This window comes from Micromonospora sp. B006 (assembly GCF_003408515.1).
Taxonomy (GTDB): domain Bacteria; phylum Actinomycetota; class Actinomycetes; order Mycobacteriales; family Micromonosporaceae; genus Micromonospora; species Micromonospora echinospora_A.
The window spans coordinates 3,805,421-3,822,685 of the sequence record NZ_CP030865.1; the positions used below are offsets into that span (position 1 = coordinate 3,805,421).

The following is a 17,265-nucleotide window of genomic DNA, read 5'->3' on the forward strand; positions in this document are numbered from 1 at the left end:
CAGGCTAGTCCGCTGCCTCGCGAGCCGCCCCGCCGACCCGGCGCAGCAGTCCCTCCTGCACGGCGCTGGCGATGTGCCGCCCGTCGGCGGTGAACATGCGGCCGGTGGCCAGGCCACGGGCGCCCGACGCGGACGGGCTCCAGCAGTCGTACAGGAACCACTCGTCGGCGCGGAACGACCTGTGGAACCACAACGCGTGGTCGAGGCTCGCGCCGACCACGCCGCCCGGACCCCACACCTCGCCGTGCACCGACAGCACCGAGTCCAGCAGCGTCAGGTCGGAGGCGTACGTCAGCGCGCACGCGTGCAGCAGCGGGTCGTCCGGCAGCTTGCCGTCCACGCGCATCCACACCCGCTGGTGCGGTTCGGCCGGACGGTCGCCGGGGCGTACCCAGCCGGGCTCGCCGACGTAGCGCACGTCGATCGGCCGCGGGATCATCCCCCAGATGCCGAGCCGCTCCGGGTAGCGGGCGAGCCGGTCCGCCATGGTCGGCACGTCGTCCGGGCCGGGCACGTCCGGCGGCAGCGGGGCGTGGTGGTCCAGCCCTTCGTCCTGCCGCTGGAACGACGCCGACATGAAGAAGATCGGCTTGTCGTGCTGCAACGCCACCGAGCGGCGCACCGAGAAGGACCGGCCGTCCCGGACGTTCTCCACCTGGTACTCGATCGGCTCGGCCGGGTCACCGGGGCGCACGAAGTAGCCGTGCAGGGAGTGCACGGCCCGCTCCGCGTCGACGGTGCGGCCGGCCGCGACCAGTGCCTGCCCGGCGACCTGCCCGCCGTAGACCCGTTGCGGGCCCACCGGTGGGCTCATGCCCCGGAAGGCCATCTCCCCGGTACGGGCGAGGTCGAGCACCTCCAGCAGCTGGTCGACCGCCGCCTGCCCGGTCGCCGCAGCACTCACTGGAGAGCTCGCGCCGAGGCCGCGTCCACGAGCGAGCCCAACTGGTGCACGCGCAGCGTGTTGGTGGAGCCGGGGGTGCCGGGCGGGCTGCCCGCCACGATCACCACGTAGTCGCCCGGGTTGGCCCGGTTGAGGCCGAGCAGCGCCTGGTCGACCTGGCGGAACATGTCGTCGGTGTGCTGGACGAACGGCATCAGGAACGTCTCCACGCCCCAGGAGAGCGCGAGCTGGTTGCGCACCTCCGGCACCGGCGTGAAGGCCAGCAGCGGCAGGTCGCAGTGCAGCCGGGCGAGCCGCTTGACGGTGTCGCCGGTCTGCGAGAACGCCACCATGGCCTTCGCGCCGATGGCCCGGGCGATGGAGGAGGCGGCCACGGTGAGCGCGCCGCCGTGCGTACGCGGGTCGTGCTGCAACCGGGGGACGGCGATCGAGCCGGCCTCGGTGGTGGTGATGATCTTGGCCATGGTGCTGACGGTGAGCACCGGGTACTTGCCGACGCTCGTCTCGCCGGAGAGCATCACCGCGTCCGCGCCGTCGAGCACCGCGTTCGCCACGTCGGAGGCCTCGGCGCGGGTCGGTCGGGAGTTCTCGATCATCGAGTCGAGCATCTGGGTGGCCACGATGACGGCCTTGGCGTTCTCCCGGCAGAGCTGCACGGCGCGCTTCTGCACCAGCGGCACCTGGTCCAGCGGCAGCTCGACGCCGAGGTCGCCGCGGGCGACCATGACCCCGTCGAAGGCCAGCACGATCGCCTCCAGGTGGTCCACCGCCTCCGGCTTCTCCACCTTGGCCAGGACCGGGCGGCGCACGCCCTCCTCGTCCATGATCGAGTGGACGAGCTTGATGTCCTCGGGCGAGCGGACGAACGAGAGCGCGACCAGGTCGACACCGAGGCCGAGGGCGAAGCGCAGGTCCTCCGCGTCCTTGTCCGACATGGCCGGGACGCTGACCGCCACGTTGGGCAGCGAGACGCCCTTGTTGTTGGAGACCGGGCCGCCCTCGGTGACCAGGCACCGGATGTCGTTGCCGGTGACGTCGCTGACCTCGACCGCGACGCGGCCGTCGTCGATCAGCAGCCGGTCGCCCGGCTTCACCTCCTGCGGCAGCTTGCGGTAGGTGCAGGAGACCCGCTCCTTCGAGCCGACGATGTCGTCACCGGTGATCACGACCGAGTCGCCGGTGCGCCACTCGTGCGGACCGTCGGCGAACCGGCCCAGCCGGATCTTGGGCCCCTGCAGGTCGGCGAGCACCGCGACCGGCTTGCCGGACGCCTCGGCGGCCTCCCGGACCAGGCGGTAGACCGATTCGTGGTCGGCGTGACTGCCGTGGCTGAAGTTGAGCCTCGCCACGTTCATGCCCGCCTCGACAAGCCCTCGGATACGCTCCGGGGACGAGGTGGCGGGGCCGAGAGTACAGACGATCTTCGCGCGGCGTGTCACGCCCATCAGGCTAGTCTCTCCTCCGGATCGGCCTCCCGGCCGACCCCTTGCGGACAGCGGAACAGTTGTCCAACGACGCGCGTCTACGCGCGGGCGGGCGGTTGGCGTACCGCACCGGAACGTCGTGAGTGGCGGGCATCGGCGACCGCGCGGCGGAAATGGTACCCCTCGCCGTCACGTGCCGGCCGGGTGCTCCCGTGGATGCCGCCCGCCCTCGCCGTGGCGCGGCCCCGGCGGACCGGCCGGGGGCAGCGTCGGTACGGCCGAGAACATCCCGCGCGGGTCGTAACGGCGCTTGGCCCGGCGCAGCCGCTCCCAGTTCGATCCGTACGCGAGGCGCACCCGGTCGGTCTCCTCGGGCGCGAGCAGGTTCGGGTAGCCGCCGGGCAGCGCGTGCGGGGCCAGGGCCGCGCTCGTGTGCTCGGCCCACGCCCGGTGCGGCGCCGGGTCGCCGTCGGGCGTCCAGACCGCGATGATCTCGGCGAGCAGGTGGTCGGCGCGCAGCCCGAACGCGGTCCGCTCCACCGGGACCCGGCTCGCGGCGCCGTGGAAGTGGTGCAGCGCGATCGCCGAGAACGGCGACGAGACCGCGCCGGCCGCCGCGGTCAGCGCCGCCACCACCGGCTCGTCCACCCGGGCCAGCCATCGGGTACGCAGCAGGTAGTGGTTGCCGTCGGCCATGCCGCCGTCGAACAGGCGCAGCACGTCCTCGTACGCCAGTGGGGCGACCTGGTCGACGATCGGGGTGCCGAGCGCGCGCAGCCGGTCCACCGCGGCCTGTCCCGCCGCCGCGTCGTCGCCGGTGAAGACCGGGGCGAGGAACACCACCGGCTCCCCGGCCGGGCCGGGCAGGAACCCGGCCATCACGGTCAGCTCGTCCGGGGCGTCCCGCACGGCCTGCCCGTAGCCGCGCAGCACCGCCGTCGCCTGGGCCGCCGGGAACAGCAGCATGCCGGCGAGCGCGGCGGCCAGCGGGTGGGTACGCAGGCGCAGCGCGGTGACCACGCCGAAGTTGCCGCCCCCGCCGCGCAGGGCCCAGTACAGCTCGGGCTCGTGCTCCGGGCCGGCGGTGACCCGCCGGCCGTCGGCGAGCACCACCTCGGCGGCGAGCAGGTTGTCCAGCGCCAGCCCGTGCCGGCCGCAGAGCGGGCCGTACCCGCCGGCCATGGTCAGCCCGGCCAGCCCGACCGCGCGCACCACGCCGGTGACCACGACCCGGTCGTACGGCCGCAGCGCGGCGAGCGCGTCGGCGGCCGTCGCCCCGCCGCCCACCGTGACAGTCGACGCGCCGGGGCCGATGTCGACCTGGCGCATACCGGTGAGGTCGACGACCAGGCCGCCGTCGCGCAGCGCCCGGCCGGCCCAGTCGTGGCCGCCGCCGCGCACCGACAGCGGCAGCCGGCACCGCCCGGCGACGCGGACCGCGAGCGCGACCTCGTCGGCGTCCTGGCACCGGGCGACGAGCGCGGGCGTGCCGGCCGGGGCGCCGTTCCAGAGCCGGACGGCGGCCGGGAAGCCCGGGTCGGCGGGGGTGAGCAGGCGGACGCCGAGCGCCTCGCGGAGCAGGCCGGTGGCGCGGGGCAGGTCCGGGGCGGAGGTCATGGCGACTCCTCGGCCGACCCGGGCCGGCGGCGCCGGACGCGCCGGGATCGGCTCACTGCGCCGGACGCTAGCACCGCCGCACCGGGCCCGCCGTCGCCCGCACGACAGTGCCCCGGCCGTCAGCTCTCCGTCTTGACCAGCGGGAACTCCAGCGAGCCGGCCGGGCAGAGGAAGGTCAGCACCTCGACCCGGTAGAGACCGGCCTGCACCGCCGGGTCGGCCTCCATGACGCTGCGCACGTCGTCCACCGAGCCGGTGCGCGCCAGGCCGAAACCGATCGGCGGGTCCGGTTCCCGGGCCGGGCCGTCCACCGAGCCGTCGACGAGCACGATGCCGCGCCGTTGCAGCGCCCGCATGTGCTGCAGATGCTCGGCCTGTAGCCGCTGCACGGTCTCCTCCGGCAGGGCCCGGCCGGAGGGCCCCGGGTAGAGCACGATGCACTCGTACGTGTCCAGCGCGAAGTCGAGCTGTGGCGTCGCGCCCATGCGCACCTCCTGACCAGCGTTGCGCTCAGCCTCGCACGGCGGTCCGGTGCGCCGGGCCCGCTCGCCGCAACTGCCCCGCCGGTCGTCCCGCTGGCTTCGCCGCCGCGATTCGGGGAATGTCCAGGGGTCGGGGCGCGCGCCGCCCCGCGACCGCGTACGAGCACAGGAGGACCACGAATGGCCACCAGCACCCAGCCCGCCAAGGCGTCGGGCAGCTACCGGATCGGTGGTGACCTGCGGGTCGACCGCCTCGGCTACGGGGCGATGCAGCTCACCGGCCCCGGTGTGTGGGGCGACCCGAAGGACCCGGCCGAGGCGGTACGGGTGCTGCGCCGCGCGTACGAGCTGGGCGTCACGTTCATCGACACCGCCGACTCGTACGGGCCGTTCGTCAGTGAGCTGCTGATCCGCGAGGCGCTGCACCCGTACGCCGACGACCTGGTCATCGCGACCAAGGCCGGGCTGACCCGGTCCGGCCCGGACGACTGGCGGCCGGTGGGCCGACCGGAGTACCTGCGCCAGCAGTGCGAGCTGAGCCTGCGTCACCTGGGCCTGGACTGCATCCCGCTCTACCAGCTGCACCGCGTCGACGCGACTGTGCCGCTGGCCGACCAGCTCGGCGAGCTGGCGCTGCTGCGGCAGGAGGGCAAGATCCGGCACATCGGGCTCTCGCAGGTCAGCGTCGAGCAGATCGAGGCGGCCCGGGAGATCGCGCCGATCGTGTCCGTGCAGAACCTGTACAACCTGGCCGACCGGAGCGCGGAGGACGTGCTGGCGCACTGCGAGCGTCACGACCTGGCGTTCATCCCCTGGTTCCCGATCGCCACCGGCAACCTGGCCCGGCCCGGCGGCCCGCTGGACGCGATCTCGACCTCGCACGGCGCGACTCCGGCGCAGCTCGCGCTGGCCTGGCTGCTGCGCCGCTCGCCGGTGATGCTGCCGATCCCGGGTACGTCGTCGGTGGCGCATCTGGAGGAGAACGTCGCGGCGGCCGAGGTGGAGCTGACCGACGACGAGTTCGAGGCGCTGGCCAAGGCGGCCTGAGTCGGCTGTCACACCCACCCGAGCGGCCCTTTCGCGGAATGTGATCGAACAACTACCGTCAGAAGGATTCTCGCGAGTGGGGGTCCGCTGTGGAGGAGTTCGACTACGTCATCGTGGGGGCCGGCGCGGCGGGATGCGTGCTGGCCAACCGGCTCACCGAGGATCCGGGGACGCGGGTGCTGCTGCTGGAGGCGGGCGGCTGGGACCGCAGCCCGTACGTGCGGGTGCCGAAGGCGTTCTCCCGGCTGATGGACGACGAGCGCACCGCCTGGCACTACCCGGCCGGCACCGGACCGGGCCGCGAGGAGATCTGGCAGCGCGGCCGGATGATCGGCGGCTCGACGTCGGTGAACGGCATGATCTGGAGCCGCGGCGCGGCTCGCGACTGGGACGCCCTCGACCCGCTGGGCTGGGGCTGGTCGGCCATGCGGCAGGTGTTCACGCGGCTGGAGGACCACCCGCTCGGGCCCGCGCCGCACCGGGGCGTGGGCGGCCCGGTGCGGCTGTCCATCGCCACCGGCACCGATCCGCTCGCCGAGGAGATGGTGGCCACCGGCGCCGAGCTGGGCTGGCGCCGGGCCGACGACCTGGACGCCGACGACGACGAGCGGATCGGCTACCCCACCGCGACCATCCACGACGGACGGCGGGTCAGCGCCGCGGACGCGTTCCTGCACCCGGTGCGGCGCCGGCCCAACCTGACCGTCGAGGTCGGCGCCGTCGTGCTGCGGGTGCTCGTCGAGGGCGGCCGGGCGGTCGGCGTACGGGTGGCACGCGACGGCCGGGAGGTCGAGCGCCGGGCGGCCGCGGAGGTGATCCTCGCCGCGGGCGCCCTCGCGACCCCGCACCTGTTGCAGGTCTCCGGCATCGGACCGGCGGACACGCTGCGCGCCGCGGGCGTGCCGGTGCTGCTCGACCGGCCCCGGGTCGGCGCGGGGCTGCGCGAGCACCGGTCGATGGTGCTCCAGTACCGCCTCGCCGAACCTGGCGGCCACAACATGACCATCGGCAGCCCGCTCGGGCAGGCCCGGGCGGCGCTGCGCTGGCTGCTCACCCGGGGCGGCCCGCTCGCCCTGCCGGTGCTCGACGTGGCGGCCCACGTCAAGTCCCGGCCCGACCTGGACCGCCCGGACACGCACCTGCTGATGGCACCGTTCTCCGCCGCGCCGCCGCGGCCCGGCAAGGCCCTCGAACTGGAACGGGAGCCGGGCCTGATGTGCCTGGGCACCGTCACCCGGCCGGACAGCGAGGGCAGCCTGGCGATCACCGACGCGGACCCGCGTACGCCGCCGGCCATCGTGGCGAACTACCTCACCACCGAGCACGACCGGCGGGTGGCGGCGGACCTGTTCCGCCGGATGCGGGAGTTCTTCGGCACCGGGCCGATCGCGAAGCGGATCAAGGCCGAGACGGTGCCCGGCCCGGCGGTCCGGACCGACACGGAGATCGTCGAGGCGGCGGTGGCGCGCGGCTACTGCGGTTACCACGCCATCGGCACCTGCGCGATGGGCGACGGCGACGACCACGTGGTCGACCCGCGGCTGCGGGTACGCGGCGTCGACGGGCTGCGGGTGGTCGACGCGTCGGTGCTGCCGGTGATGGTGGCGGGCTGGACCAGCGCCCCGGTGAGCGCGCTGGCCTGGCGGGCCGCCGACGTGATCCGCGGGCGGGACGGGAGCTGACCGTGCCCGGGCCCGCCGTCGCGGGCCCGGGCACGGCTGTCAGACCGCGAAGCAGTTCGGCTGGACCGGGGCGCCGGCGAGCACCTGGCGCACCACCGTGTACGTGGTGCCGTCCAGCACCAGCCCGAGGTGGCCGACGACCCGCAGCGGGCACCACGCCTGCACCAGGACGTTCGTGGCGCCGTCGGCGAGCAGCGCGTTGTCCACCGGCCGGACCAGTTCGTCCTGCCAGGTGCGCACGGTGGCCCAGCGGACCGGCCCGGGCGTGTCGTCACCGGCGTTGAGGTCGGCCAGGAAGCTCGACCCGATCGTCATCTGCTGGCAGGCGATCACCCCGGCGCAGCTGCCCAGCCCGAGGAAGGCGACCAGGTTGGCGACGTAGGTGCCGTACTGCGGGCTGCCGAGGCTGACGTACTGGTCGACGGTCGCGGCGCCGCCGAGGTACTTGACGTACCAGCGGCTGACCAGGCCGCCCTCGGAGTGGCCGACCAGGTCGACCCGGTCCGCTCCGGTGGCGGCGCGGACCCGGTCCACGTAGGACGACAGCGCTCGGGCGGACTCGCGGATGTCGCCGAGCCCGAGGTTCGGCAACTGGTAGATCGAGACCCGGTAGCCGTCGGCGCGCAGCCGGGCGGCGAGCGGCTCGTACGCGATGGAGATTCCACTCAGGCCGCCGACCACGATCACCGGGTCGGCGGCCGCGGCGGCGGCCCGTTGTGCGGCGGTGGTGACGGTGGCCGTGTTCGACGGGGCGGCGGGTTCGGCGGCGGCCGCCTGCGCGGCGGCCGGGACGAGCAGGACGGTGGCGGCGGTGGTGGCGGCAAGGATCGTTCGGAGCAGCATGGGCTGCACCTCCGGGGGGAGGCACCCGGGCGGACCGGGAGGGGACGGGTGGGATCCGATCGATCGTGGACACGATGATGCGTGTCCGATTTCACACACGTCAATGAAAAGTTACGCGGCGGTAACCCTTGTCGCGCCCTCCGCGCAAACCGGCAAGCCGGGCCGGGCCCTCAGTTGCCCAGCGCCTGGACCTTCGCGATGGTCTCCTGGACGTGCTGCCGGGCCGGCTCCCCGCCCTGCGCGGCCTGCGCCAGCGCCTGCCGGTAGGAGTCGATGGCGCCGATCAGCGGCCCGGCCGTGGCCCCCTCCAGCGCGCCTGCCACCAGCGCCCGCGCCTCCGCCGCGTCCTGGGCCGCGGCAGCCGTGCGTGCCTTGGCCTCGTCCAGCTTCTGCGCCGCTGCCGCCAGCCTCGCGATGATCTCCGCCGCGCTCACAAGCCCTCCCCAGCTCACCACCCGCGCCGAGCCTACCGCCCTCCCTCACCCCCACGCCTTCGCGATCTTGCAGTTTCCGCCCCGGCAAAAGCCACATCAAGCCCACCCCAGGGGCCACAAGTCCATGATCGACGGCGCGAGGCGGGGCGGGGGCGGGGGTCAGCGGAGGAGGCGGAAGAGGAGCAGGTAGACGCAGAACAGGGACGGGGAGACCAGCGCGCAGATCACGAAGCCCAGGGGCACGTACCGCCCGGGCGTGGCCTCAGCGCCGGCCAGCGCGGGGCGGCCCCAGCGGGCCAGCACGACCTGACCGGCCACGAAGGACAGCAGCGGCACCCCGGCGCAGGACAGCGCCGCCACCAGGTCCAGCCCGGCCACCGGCACCGGCGACCCCACGAGCGCGACCAGCATCAGCAGCGAGCCGACGAGCGCGCAGCCACCGTACACCGCGACCGCCCGGGCCGGCGCGGACCAGGTCGGCAGCAGCACCGGCGTACGCGCCAGCGCGTCGGCCTGCTGCCCGTACCCGTCGGCCTCCCCGGCGAGCCGCTCCGCCGCCGCCAGCTCCGCCGCCGGGTCACCCGCCCGCGGCGCGGGCACACCCGGAGAGGGGTACGCCCCGACGCCCGCCTGCCCCGGCGCGGCGGCTGCGCCGCCGGTCGAGCCGTCCCCCGGTACGGCGACCGCCCGCCCGCCCGCATCTGCCGTCTCCGGCGCGCCCGGTCCGGCGGCGACAGCGACCGCCGGTGCGGGCGCCTCCGCCGGGACCGAGGTCATCGGCGTGCCGATCGCCTGCCCCAGCCGGTCCAGGTGCTGCCCCTGGGCGGCGAGCCGCTGCCCCAGCTTGTCGACGGCGTCCTGCAGGCCACGGCGGCGCTCCGCCTCGGCCGCGATCTCCCGCTCCCCGCCCCGCTGCCGGGTGGACAGCTCCCGCAGCAACGCCGCGTACTCGTCGAATCCACTCATGGAACATCACTCCCGGCGGCGAACGGCACGATCAGCGCGGTGCGGTGCTCGTGCCGGTCGACGAGCAGGGCGCGGCCCTCGCGCGGCACGTACGCGAGGTCGTGCACGCCGAGGTGCAGGCCCAGGTCGGCGGCGGGCACGTTGAGCGCGACCAGCCCGGTGACGTCGTCGCGGTGCCCGCTGCCGCCGAGGTCGTCGGCGAGCCGGCGCAGCCCGCGCCACCAGCCGAGCACGTGCACGCCGCGCGCGGGCCCCTGGCGCAGCACGGCGCGCAGGTCGTCGTACCCGGAGCGGAACGTCGCCGGGTCGGAGGCGGCGAGCGTCGTGGCGGCGGCGTCCATCCCGAACACCACCAGGTAGGTGCGCCCGGAGGGCGCGTCGTCACCTGCGGCGGCCTCGGCGAGCTGGGCGCGCAGCGCCTCGGCGTCCAAGCGGCGGACCGGGTGCCCGGCGGCGGCGAGCGTCATGGCCAGGTCGTCGGCGGCGTCTGTGGTGCCGGGCGCCAGCGGCGCGAACAGGAACCGGGCGGTGCCGGGCGCGTGCTGCCGGGCCAGGGAGAGCGCGGCCGACCGGAGCACCTCCGCGCCGACCGCCGCGGTGCCGACCACCGCCAGGTGCCGGCCCGGGCTGGCGTCGAGCGCGAACCCGGCCGGGCTGCCGGCGACGTCGACCACGCGGCCCACGAGCGCGTACGGCGGGTCGGCGCCGGGCGTCAGCGCGGTCCAGGCGCTGTCGTCGGTGAGCCGGGGCGTCTCGTGTCCCCGGAAGACCGACGGCGGGCGCGATCCGGCCGGGCGGGACGCGTGCAGCTCGTGGCGCAGCGACGCCAGGTCGGCCGAGGCGGCGTGCGCGTCCGGGAACCGCACCTCCACGTCCGCGCCGGGCGCGCCGGCGGCGGTGTTGACCACTGCCGTGCCGACGGTGAGCCCGCGCGCGGCGTCGTTGCGCGGGTCCAGCACGGCGTCCCCGCCGGGCAGCGCGATCCGCAGCGGGAACTGGCCGAAGATGGCCTCGGCCCGGCCGTAGAGCGCCTCGATCCCCGTGGTGCTCTGGCTGGCCAGCACCAGGTGCAGGCCGTACGAGCGGCCCTTGCGGGCCAGCTCCTCGATCAGGTCGACGGCCTGCCGGGCCAGCGCGTCGTTGCCGGCGAACAGCACGTGGAACTCGTCGATCACGGTGACGATCCGGGGCGGCCGGGCGTTGGGCGGCAGGTCGGCGAGCCGGCTGACGCCGTGCCGCTTGAGCAGGTCGGCGCGGCGGCCCAGCTCGGCGCGCAGCCCGCGCAGCACCGCCACGCCGTACTCGCGGTCGGACTCGATGCCCACCGCGTCGGCGTGCGGCAGCCAGGACGGGTCCCGGTCGGTGGGCACGAACTCGGTGAAGCTCACGCCCTCCTTGAAGTCGAGCAGCATCAGCCGCAGCTCGGCCGGGGAGTAGCGGGCGGCCAGCCCGTAGAGCACGTCGAGCAGCAGCACCGTCTTGCCGGCGCCGGTACGCCCGCCGATCAGCCAGTGCGGCGTGGCGTCGTCGAACGCCACTGCGAGCGGGCGGCGGCCGGCCCGGCCGAGCACGGTACGCAGGCCGGAGGCGGCGGACCCGGCCCAGCGCTGCGCCGGCAGCAGGTCGGCGAACGTGACGCCGTCCTGGTCCGCGGCCTCGGCGTACCGGCGGGCCAGCGCGGTCACCGCGGCGTGCGACGGGTCGCCGTCGAGGACCACCGGCGCGGCCAGCCCGCTGCCGTCGGCGCTGAACGGGCGGCCGGGCGGGTCACCGACGAGCGTGTACCGCTCGGTGATCCGCAGTTGGGTGGTGGCGCCCAGCGGCGGCGCGGCGCTCGGGCCGGCGGGCGGGTGGCCGGCCAGCAGCACGCAGACCGCCGCTGCGGGGCCGGCGTGGGTGAGCGCCGCCAGTCGGGCCAGTTCGCGGGGCGGCGGCGCGGACGCGGCGACCACGACCAGCAGCTCCCGGTCCTCCGGCGCGGATCGCTGGGCGGTACGCGCGTGCCGCTCGGCCGCGTCGAGCAGGGCCGTCGTCTCCGCCTCGGTGGTCGCCGCCGCGGCGAGCACCCCGGCGTCGTGCAGCGGGCGCAGCGGCAGGAACGCCGCGCCGAAGGCGGCCTGGTCGATGCCGACGACCCGGATCGCCCCGGCCGGAGCGGCGGTCAGCAGCCGCACCACCACCGCCCGCAGGAGCTCGCCCACGCGCGGGTCGCGGGCGTCCTGATCGAGCGCCAGGTGCGCACCCGCCCCCACCGGCACGAGCACCGGGAACGCGCCGTCGACAGTGGTCGCCGCGCCGAGGCGTACCGGAACGGGGTGGGTCGCGACCCGGGCGGTGCCGGGCACCGCGGCGGCCAGCTCACCGCCGAGGCGGGCCAGCCGCGCGACAAGTTCGGGGCTGCCGACCGGCGCCGGACCGGCGGCGCCGAGCAGGTGCCGGGCCGCTTCCCAGTGGCGCAGGGCCCGCCGGTGCCGATCGACCGCCTGCCGGTACGCCGAAGCGAGTCTTCCCACCGTCCGCCCTCCGACGTCATGCGATCGAGGGAACCCTAACGGACGCGCACCACAGCGGCACGTGGCGCTCCGCACCGGGGATTCGTCCACTGTTCACCGGCGGCGGGCGGGCGCGCCGCCCGCCGTTCCCCCGGCCCCGCTTGCCTTCCTCCAGGCAATCGTGCGCACAGGAAGGCGACGACGTGACCTCACCTCTTCCCCGGCGGTCCCTGCTGCGCGGCGGCGTGGCCGGCGGGCTCGGCATCGTGGTGGCCGGCAGCCTGGAGGCGATCGCCGGACCGGCCGCGGCCCGGCCCGCGTGCCGTCCCGCCGTCGGCTACGGCGACCTGGTGCCGGACCCGGCCGGCCTGCTGGCGCTGCCGCCCGGCTTCTCGTATACGGTGGTCGCGCAGGCGGGCGCGACGCTGCTGGAGTCCGGGCAGCCCACCCCCAGCGACGCCGACGGCACCGGCTGCTTCCGCGGCCCGCGCGGCTCGGTGCTGGTGAACAACCACGAGATCGGCGGCGACGAGCCGTACCCGGTGCCGGCGCTGGCAGGTCTCACCTACGACCCGGGCGCCCGCGGTGGCACCACCACCATCGAGGTGGACCGGCACGGGCGGCGGCTGCGCGAGTACGTCAGCGTGGCCGGCACGCACAACAACTGCGCCGGTGGCATCACCCCGTGGGGCACGTGGCTGACCTGCGAGGAGACCGAGCAGCGGGCCGGTGGGCGGTATCTGAAGGACCACGGGTACGTCTTCGAGGTCGACCCGCACGACCGGTCCGCCAACACCGACCCGGTGCCGCTGACGTTCCTCGGCCGCTACTCGCACGAGGCGGTCGCGGTCGACCCGTACACCCACTCGATCTACCTGACCGAGGACGCGAGCGGGCCCAACGGCCTGTACTTCCGGTGGACGCCGCCGCCCGGCTTCCGGGCCGGCAAGGGCGCGCTGCGGGCGCTCGCCCAGCGGCCCGACGGCGACACCGCCGGCAGCCTCGCCGCGATGCGCTGCCTGCGCGGCGACGGCCACGTGGCCGACCTGTCCGAGGCCACCACGCCGGGCACCCGCTACCGGGTCCAGTGGGTCGAGGTGCCGGACCGCGACGCCCGCACCGTCTCGGTACGCCAGCAGTTCACCGACACGGAGGTGACCCGCAGCCGCAAGCTGGAGGGCGCCTGGTGGGGCGACGGCGGCGCGTACTTCGTGGCCAGCTACGCCCGGCACGACGACGGCAGCGCCAACGAGCACGACGGGCAGGTGTGGTTCTACGACCCGCGCCGGCAGACCGTGACGCTGAAGACCATCTTCGGGGTGAACACCGACCCGGAGGCCGACGACGGCAACTACGACGGGCCGGACAACATCACCGTGTCGCCGTACGGCGGGGTGATCCTGGCCGAGGACGGCGAGGGCGTGTCGCACCTGGTCGGCGTCACCGAGCAGGGCAAGGCGTATCCGCTGGCGCGCAACGAGCTGAACGACAGCGAGTTCACCGGGCCGACGTTCAGCGCGGACGGGAAGACGCTGTTCGCCAACATCCAGTCGCCGGGGTACGTGTTCGCGATCACCGGCCCGTGGGGGCGGCCGCGCAACGGGCACCGCTGACGGGACGGCGAGCGGCCGGCGGTTCTCGCTCGGGAGCCGCCGGCCGGGCAGTGCCGGTATGCGGCGGACGTCCCATTCGACACAGCTCCGCGGGTCGCCTGGCCAGGCGGATCATCGGTACGCTCTGAGCAGGGCCGAAGAAGGAGGTGTCCCCCGATGGCCAACGCACACGACGTTGCCGCGGCAGTGCTCGCCGAGGTCGGCCGCGTCACGGCGATGAAGCTGGAGAAGCTCGTCTACTACTGCCAGGGGTGGCACCTGGCCCGCACCGGAGCACCGCTGTTCGCCGAGCCGATCGAGGCCTGGCGGGAAGGCCCTGTCGTTCCCCTGCTCTACCGGCAGCACCGCCAGCAGCTCTACGTGTCGGATTGGCCGCTCGGGGATGCCTCCCGGCTCACGGACGCCCAGCTCGGCTGTATCCGCTGGGTCACCCGCGAGTACGGAAAATTCTCGGCGGCCGAGTTGTCTACCATGACGCACAACGAGCTGCCCTGGCGAGCTGCTCGGGGGGCACTGCCCGAGTCCGCCAGTTCCTCCGAACCTCTCGACACCGACCTGATGCGGACCTACTACGCGAGGCAGATGGCGAGCACAGAAACGGCTGTCGCCCTGGCCACTGCGAACGCCGCGATCGAGGGCGAGGAGTTCGACGAGGAGTGGCAGGAGCGCCTTCGCGACGTGGCCTCGGGTCTGGTGAGCGCTGAGGATCTGATCGCCGAAGAGATCGCCCGCCTGCGCGGATGACCGATCCGTACTGCTGGCCGGGTACGGATTGCCTGGCCAACAAGTTGGGCCTGAGGGATGCCGCCGCCCTACGCGACGCCGAGTTTCGCCTCGTCTCGATCCGGGACGTGCAGGCCGCTCGGACCATCATCCCTGGCAACTACGGTTTGGGTCACCTCCAGGCGTTCCACCGCCATCTCTTCGGTGACCTGTATAAGTGGGCGGGTCAGACCCGTACGGTCGACATCAGCAAGCCCGGGGCCCGTTTCTGCCACTGGCGGTTCATCGACGACCAGGTGAGTACCGTCCTCACCGGACTGTCCGAGGACGGTTTCCTGCTCGGGTTGAGGCGCGAGGCGTTCGTCGAGTCACTCGCCCACTACTACGGGGAGCTGAACGTCTGCCATCCGTTCCGGGAGGGCAACGGACGGACCCTGCGCGCCTTCCTGCGCCAGCTCGGCGCCGCGGCCGGCTACCTGCTCGACTGGTCGGAACTCGATGCGGCGGACAACATCGCCGCATGCGTCCAGCACCTGAACACCGGCGAGACGGACCTCCTGACGGCAGCGCTCGATCCGGTCGTCCGGCGGATCAGCTGAGCCACGCTCCTCAGTCATGGATCATGGAGGGATACGGCCGCGCCCGCCACTTCCTCCCGCGCCGAGCAGCCCTTGTTGCGTCACGTCGACAGACGGCCGGGCGACGAGACGTATCAGCTCACGCCGGCCGGCGGGCGCAGGCCGTCCAGCGCGATGGCCAGGACGCGGTCGCGCTGCGCCGGGTCCGGGAACTGGTACGCGGCCAGCCCGCTGATCAGCCGGATCACGTCGTCGAACCCGGCGTCCGGCCGAGCGGCCCCGGCCTCCTGGGCACGGCGCAGCAGCGGCTCGCCGGTCGCGTAGATCTCGGTGCGGCAGCTGCGGAAGACCTCGGAGTCGTGCACCAGTTCCTCGGCCAGCGCCCGCTTGGTGGCCACGTAGGCGACGAACCGGTGCAGCCAGCCGACCAGGGCGTCCCACGGCGGCTCGTCGGCCAGGTCGGCGGCGGAGGCGCTGAGCGCACGCACCTCCTCGACGTAGACCGCCTCGAACAGGTCCCGCCGGTGGGGGAAGTTGCGGTAGAGCGTGCCGATTCCCACGCCGGCCCGGCGGGCGATCTCCTCCAGCGACGCACCCGCGCCGTGCTCGCCGAAGACCTCGCGGGCGGCGGCGATGAGCGCGTCGTAGTTGCGGCGGGCGTCGGCCCGTTTCGGGCGGCGGGAGAAGACCTCACCGGGCACGTCGGCGTCGGTCATGACGCGCGTCACCCCTTCCGTCTTGCAACCGGAGGCAACCCTCCGCTAGGTTAATGGAGGCACGCCTCCGGTTACGGACCGGAGCCACCCCTCCGGATAGCTTACTCCGGACTTCCGGCCGCCCATCCGGCCACGCGATCCTCGCGCCCCGACCCGAACCCGGGGAGGTCCCACCATGCCCGCCGACCGCTGAGCACCAGCGCCACCCGGCCGCCACCGCCGCACGACCGCGCGAGCGGCCACCAGTCTCGTACCGAGAACGGGGAGTCGTCCCACATGATCCACTCATCCCGGCGCGGTTCGCGCCGGCTCACCTTCCTCGTGCTGGCCGCCGGCACCGGATTCTTCGCGATGCTCCAGTCGCTGATCACGCCGGTGCTGCCCACCATCCAGCACGACCTGCACACCTCGCCGAACACGGTGACCTGGGTGCTCACCGCGTACCTGCTCTCCGCGTCCGTCTTCACGCCGATCGTCGGCCGCGTCGGCGACATGGTCGGCAAGGAGAAGACGCTCGTCTTCTCGCTCGCCGCGCTCGCGCTGGGCTGCCTGCTGGCGGCCGTCGCCCCCAGCATCGGCGTGCTGATCGCGGCCCGCGTGGTGCAGGGCATCGGCGGCGCCGTCTTCCCGCTGTCGTTCGGCATCATCCGCGACGAGTTCCCGGCCGCCCGGGTCGGCTCGGCGGTGGCCTCGATCTCCGCGGTCGTCGCCGTCGGTGGCGGGCTGGGCGTGGTGCTGGCCGGGCCGATCGTGGCCACGCTGGGCTACCGGTGGCTGTTCTGGATCCCGCTGGTGGTGGTCGGCCTGACCGCGCTCGCCGCGCACCGGTTCGTGCCGCGCTCGCCGGTACGCACCCCGGGCCGGATCAACTGGCTCAGCGCCGTACTCCTGTCCGGCTGGCTGGTGACGCTGCTGCTGCCGGTCAGCAAGGGCGCCGCGTGGGGTTGGGGCTCCGGCCGGGTGGTCGGGTTGCTGGCGCTGGCCGCGGTGCTCGCGGTCGCCTGGCTGGCGACCGAGGCCCGGGCCGCGAACCCGCTGATCGACCTGCGGATGATGCGCCTGCCGGCGGTCTGGACCACGAACCTCGTCGGATTGCTCTACGGCGCCTCGATGTTCGCCGTCTACGCGTTCCTGCCGCAGTTCGCGCAGATCCCGACCAGCGCCGGCTACGGCTTCGGCGCCAGCATCACCCAGGCCGGGCTGCTGATGCTGCCGATGCTCGTCGGCATGTTCGTGGCCGGCCTGCTGGCCGGGCGCCTGCAGTCCCGGTTCAGCGCCAAGGCGCAGCTGAGCACCGGCGCGGTGTTCAACGTGGCGGCCGCCGCCATGCTGACGGTCGCGCACGACACCCGCTGGCAGGTCGGGATCGCCGGTGGCCTGGTCGGCCTCGGCATCGGCCTGGCGTTCGCCTCGATGGCCAACCTGATCGTGGCGAACGTGCCGGCCGAACAGACCGGCGCGGCGACCGGCATGAACGCCAACATCCGTACCATCGGCGGCGCGATCGGCGCGGCGCTCGCCAGCGCCGTGATCACCGCGAATCCGCAGCCGAGCGGGCTGCCCCGGGAGGCCGGCTTCACGGCGGGCTTCCTGCTGCTCACCGGCATCTCGGTGGCCGCGGCGCTGGCCGCGCTCGCCGTACCCTCCGGCCGCCGTCGCTGGCCGCGGCGGCGCATCGGCCCGGCGGTGCCGGACCTGACGCCGGCGCGGGCCGCGGAGCTGGCCCCGGCCCGCTGACCCCAGG

15 protein-coding genes are annotated in these 17,265 nt (G+C 74.5%); 6 read left to right on the forward strand and 9 right to left on the reverse strand.

Going from position 1 to position 17,265, the window contains the following annotated elements; all coding sequences use genetic code 11:
• Positions 1-4: 4 nt before the first annotated feature.
• From MicB006_RS16865 to MicB006_RS16880, 4 genes are all read right to left on the reverse strand, one after another.
• On the reverse strand, positions 5-904 hold the full coding sequence (locus tag MicB006_RS16865) for an acyl-CoA thioesterase II (RefSeq protein ID WP_116507359.1): 900 nt from the start codon (positions 902-904) through the stop codon (positions 5-7).
• Entirely contained in the window at positions 901-2,349 is a 1,449-nt protein-coding gene (gene pyk, locus MicB006_RS16870; RefSeq protein WP_073830939.1) for a pyruvate kinase, read from the reverse strand. Before pyk ends, MicB006_RS16865 begins: the two co-directional genes overlap by 4 nt.
• A 168-nt stretch (positions 2,350-2,517) precedes the next feature.
• Positions 2,518-3,945: an FAD-binding oxidoreductase gene (locus MicB006_RS16875; protein WP_116507361.1), complete on the reverse strand. Its 1,428-nt coding sequence runs from the start codon at positions 3,943-3,945 to the stop codon at positions 2,518-2,520.
• Between the two features lie 119 nt (positions 3,946-4,064).
• A complete protein-coding gene (locus tag MicB006_RS16880; RefSeq protein ID WP_073830941.1) occupies positions 4,065-4,430 on the reverse strand; it encodes a YciI family protein in 366 nt (121 codons plus the stop codon).
• 177 nt (positions 4,431-4,607) lie between these two features.
• Here MicB006_RS16880 and MicB006_RS16885 point away from each other — a divergent pair, with 177 nt between their 5' ends.
• Both MicB006_RS16885 and MicB006_RS16890 read left to right on the forward strand, forming a co-directional pair.
• Positions 4,608-5,474 (forward strand): aldo/keto reductase, encoded by an 867-nt coding sequence (locus MicB006_RS16885; RefSeq protein WP_116507362.1) that lies wholly within the window; start codon positions 4,608-4,610, stop codon positions 5,472-5,474.
• A gap of 89 nt (positions 5,475-5,563) precedes the next feature.
• Complete coding sequence (locus MicB006_RS16890; RefSeq protein WP_116507363.1) at positions 5,564-7,156, forward strand: GMC family oxidoreductase; 1,593 nt, start codon at positions 5,564-5,566, stop codon at positions 7,154-7,156.
• Between the two features lie 39 nt (positions 7,157-7,195).
• Here MicB006_RS16890 and MicB006_RS16895 read toward each other — a convergent pair whose 3' ends face one another.
• From MicB006_RS16895 to MicB006_RS16910, 4 genes are all read right to left on the reverse strand, one after another.
• Positions 7,196-7,999, reverse strand: a complete 804-nt coding sequence (locus MicB006_RS16895; RefSeq protein ID WP_116507365.1) for an alpha/beta fold hydrolase — start codon at positions 7,997-7,999, stop codon at positions 7,196-7,198.
• Between the two features lie 170 nt (positions 8,000-8,169).
• Positions 8,170-8,433: a DUF6244 family protein gene (locus MicB006_RS16900; RefSeq protein WP_073830945.1), complete on the reverse strand. Its 264-nt coding sequence runs from the start codon at positions 8,431-8,433 to the stop codon at positions 8,170-8,172.
• Between the two features lie 159 nt (positions 8,434-8,592).
• Complete coding sequence (locus tag MicB006_RS16905) at positions 8,593-9,399, reverse strand: hypothetical protein (protein WP_116507367.1); 807 nt, start codon at positions 9,397-9,399, stop codon at positions 8,593-8,595.
• On the reverse strand, positions 9,396-11,912 hold the full coding sequence (locus MicB006_RS16910) for an FtsK/SpoIIIE domain-containing protein (protein ID WP_116507369.1): 2,517 nt from the start codon (positions 11,910-11,912) through the stop codon (positions 9,396-9,398). Before MicB006_RS16910 ends, MicB006_RS16905 begins: the two co-directional genes overlap by 4 nt.
• Before the next feature lie 182 nt (positions 11,913-12,094).
• Between MicB006_RS16910 and MicB006_RS16915 the strand changes: the two genes are divergently transcribed.
• From MicB006_RS16915 to MicB006_RS16925, 3 genes are all read left to right on the forward strand, one after another.
• Positions 12,095-13,504, forward strand: coding sequence for an alkaline phosphatase PhoX (locus MicB006_RS16915; protein ID WP_116507371.1), 1,410 nt, complete (start codon positions 12,095-12,097; stop codon positions 13,502-13,504).
• A gap of 156 nt (positions 13,505-13,660) precedes the next feature.
• Positions 13,661-14,248, forward strand: a complete 588-nt coding sequence (locus MicB006_RS16920; RefSeq protein WP_116507373.1) for a Panacea domain-containing protein — start codon at positions 13,661-13,663, stop codon at positions 14,246-14,248.
• On the forward strand, positions 14,245-14,826 hold the full coding sequence (locus MicB006_RS16925) for a Fic family protein (protein ID WP_116507375.1): 582 nt from the start codon (positions 14,245-14,247) through the stop codon (positions 14,824-14,826). Before MicB006_RS16920 ends, MicB006_RS16925 begins: the two co-directional genes overlap by 4 nt.
• 113 nt (positions 14,827-14,939) lie before the next feature.
• Here the strand turns inward: MicB006_RS16925 and MicB006_RS16930 are convergent, their stop codons facing one another.
• A complete protein-coding gene (locus tag MicB006_RS16930; protein ID WP_192900087.1) occupies positions 14,940-15,521 on the reverse strand; it encodes a TetR/AcrR family transcriptional regulator in 582 nt (193 codons plus the stop codon).
• Positions 15,522-15,797: 276 nt separating this feature from the next.
• Between MicB006_RS16930 and MicB006_RS16935 the strand changes: the two genes are divergently transcribed.
• Positions 15,798-17,258: an MFS transporter gene (locus tag MicB006_RS16935; RefSeq protein WP_116507379.1), complete on the forward strand. Its 1,461-nt coding sequence runs from the start codon at positions 15,798-15,800 to the stop codon at positions 17,256-17,258.
• The last annotated feature ends 7 nt before the right edge of the window (positions 17,259-17,265 follow it).

Coding starts and splice junctions, on each gene's coding strand:
- MicB006_RS16880 (WP_073830941.1), bottom strand. CDS start 4,430: ATGGGCGCGACGCCACAGCTCGACTTCGCGCTGGACACGTACGAGTGC.
- pyk (WP_073830939.1), bottom strand. CDS start 2,349: ATGGGCGTGACACGCCGCGCGAAGATCGTCTGTACTCTCGGCCCCGCC.
- MicB006_RS16885 (WP_116507362.1), top strand. CDS start 4,608: ATGGCCACCAGCACCCAGCCCGCCAAGGCGTCGGGCAGCTACCGGATC.
- MicB006_RS16935 (WP_116507379.1), top strand. CDS start 15,798: ATGATCCACTCATCCCGGCGCGGTTCGCGCCGGCTCACCTTCCTCGTG.
- MicB006_RS16920 (WP_116507373.1), top strand. CDS start 13,661: ATGGCCAACGCACACGACGTTGCCGCGGCAGTGCTCGCCGAGGTCGGC.
- MicB006_RS16930 (WP_192900087.1), bottom strand. CDS start 15,521: ATGACCGACGCCGACGTGCCCGGTGAGGTCTTCTCCCGCCGCCCGAAA.
- MicB006_RS16875 (WP_116507361.1), bottom strand. CDS start 3,945: ATGACCTCCGCCCCGGACCTGCCCCGCGCCACCGGCCTGCTCCGCGAG.
- MicB006_RS16895 (WP_116507365.1), bottom strand. CDS start 7,999: ATGCTGCTCCGAACGATCCTTGCCGCCACCACCGCCGCCACCGTCCTG.
- MicB006_RS16905 (WP_116507367.1), bottom strand. CDS start 9,399: ATGAGTGGATTCGACGAGTACGCGGCGTTGCTGCGGGAGCTGTCCACC.
- MicB006_RS16925 (WP_116507375.1), top strand. CDS start 14,245: ATGACCGATCCGTACTGCTGGCCGGGTACGGATTGCCTGGCCAACAAG.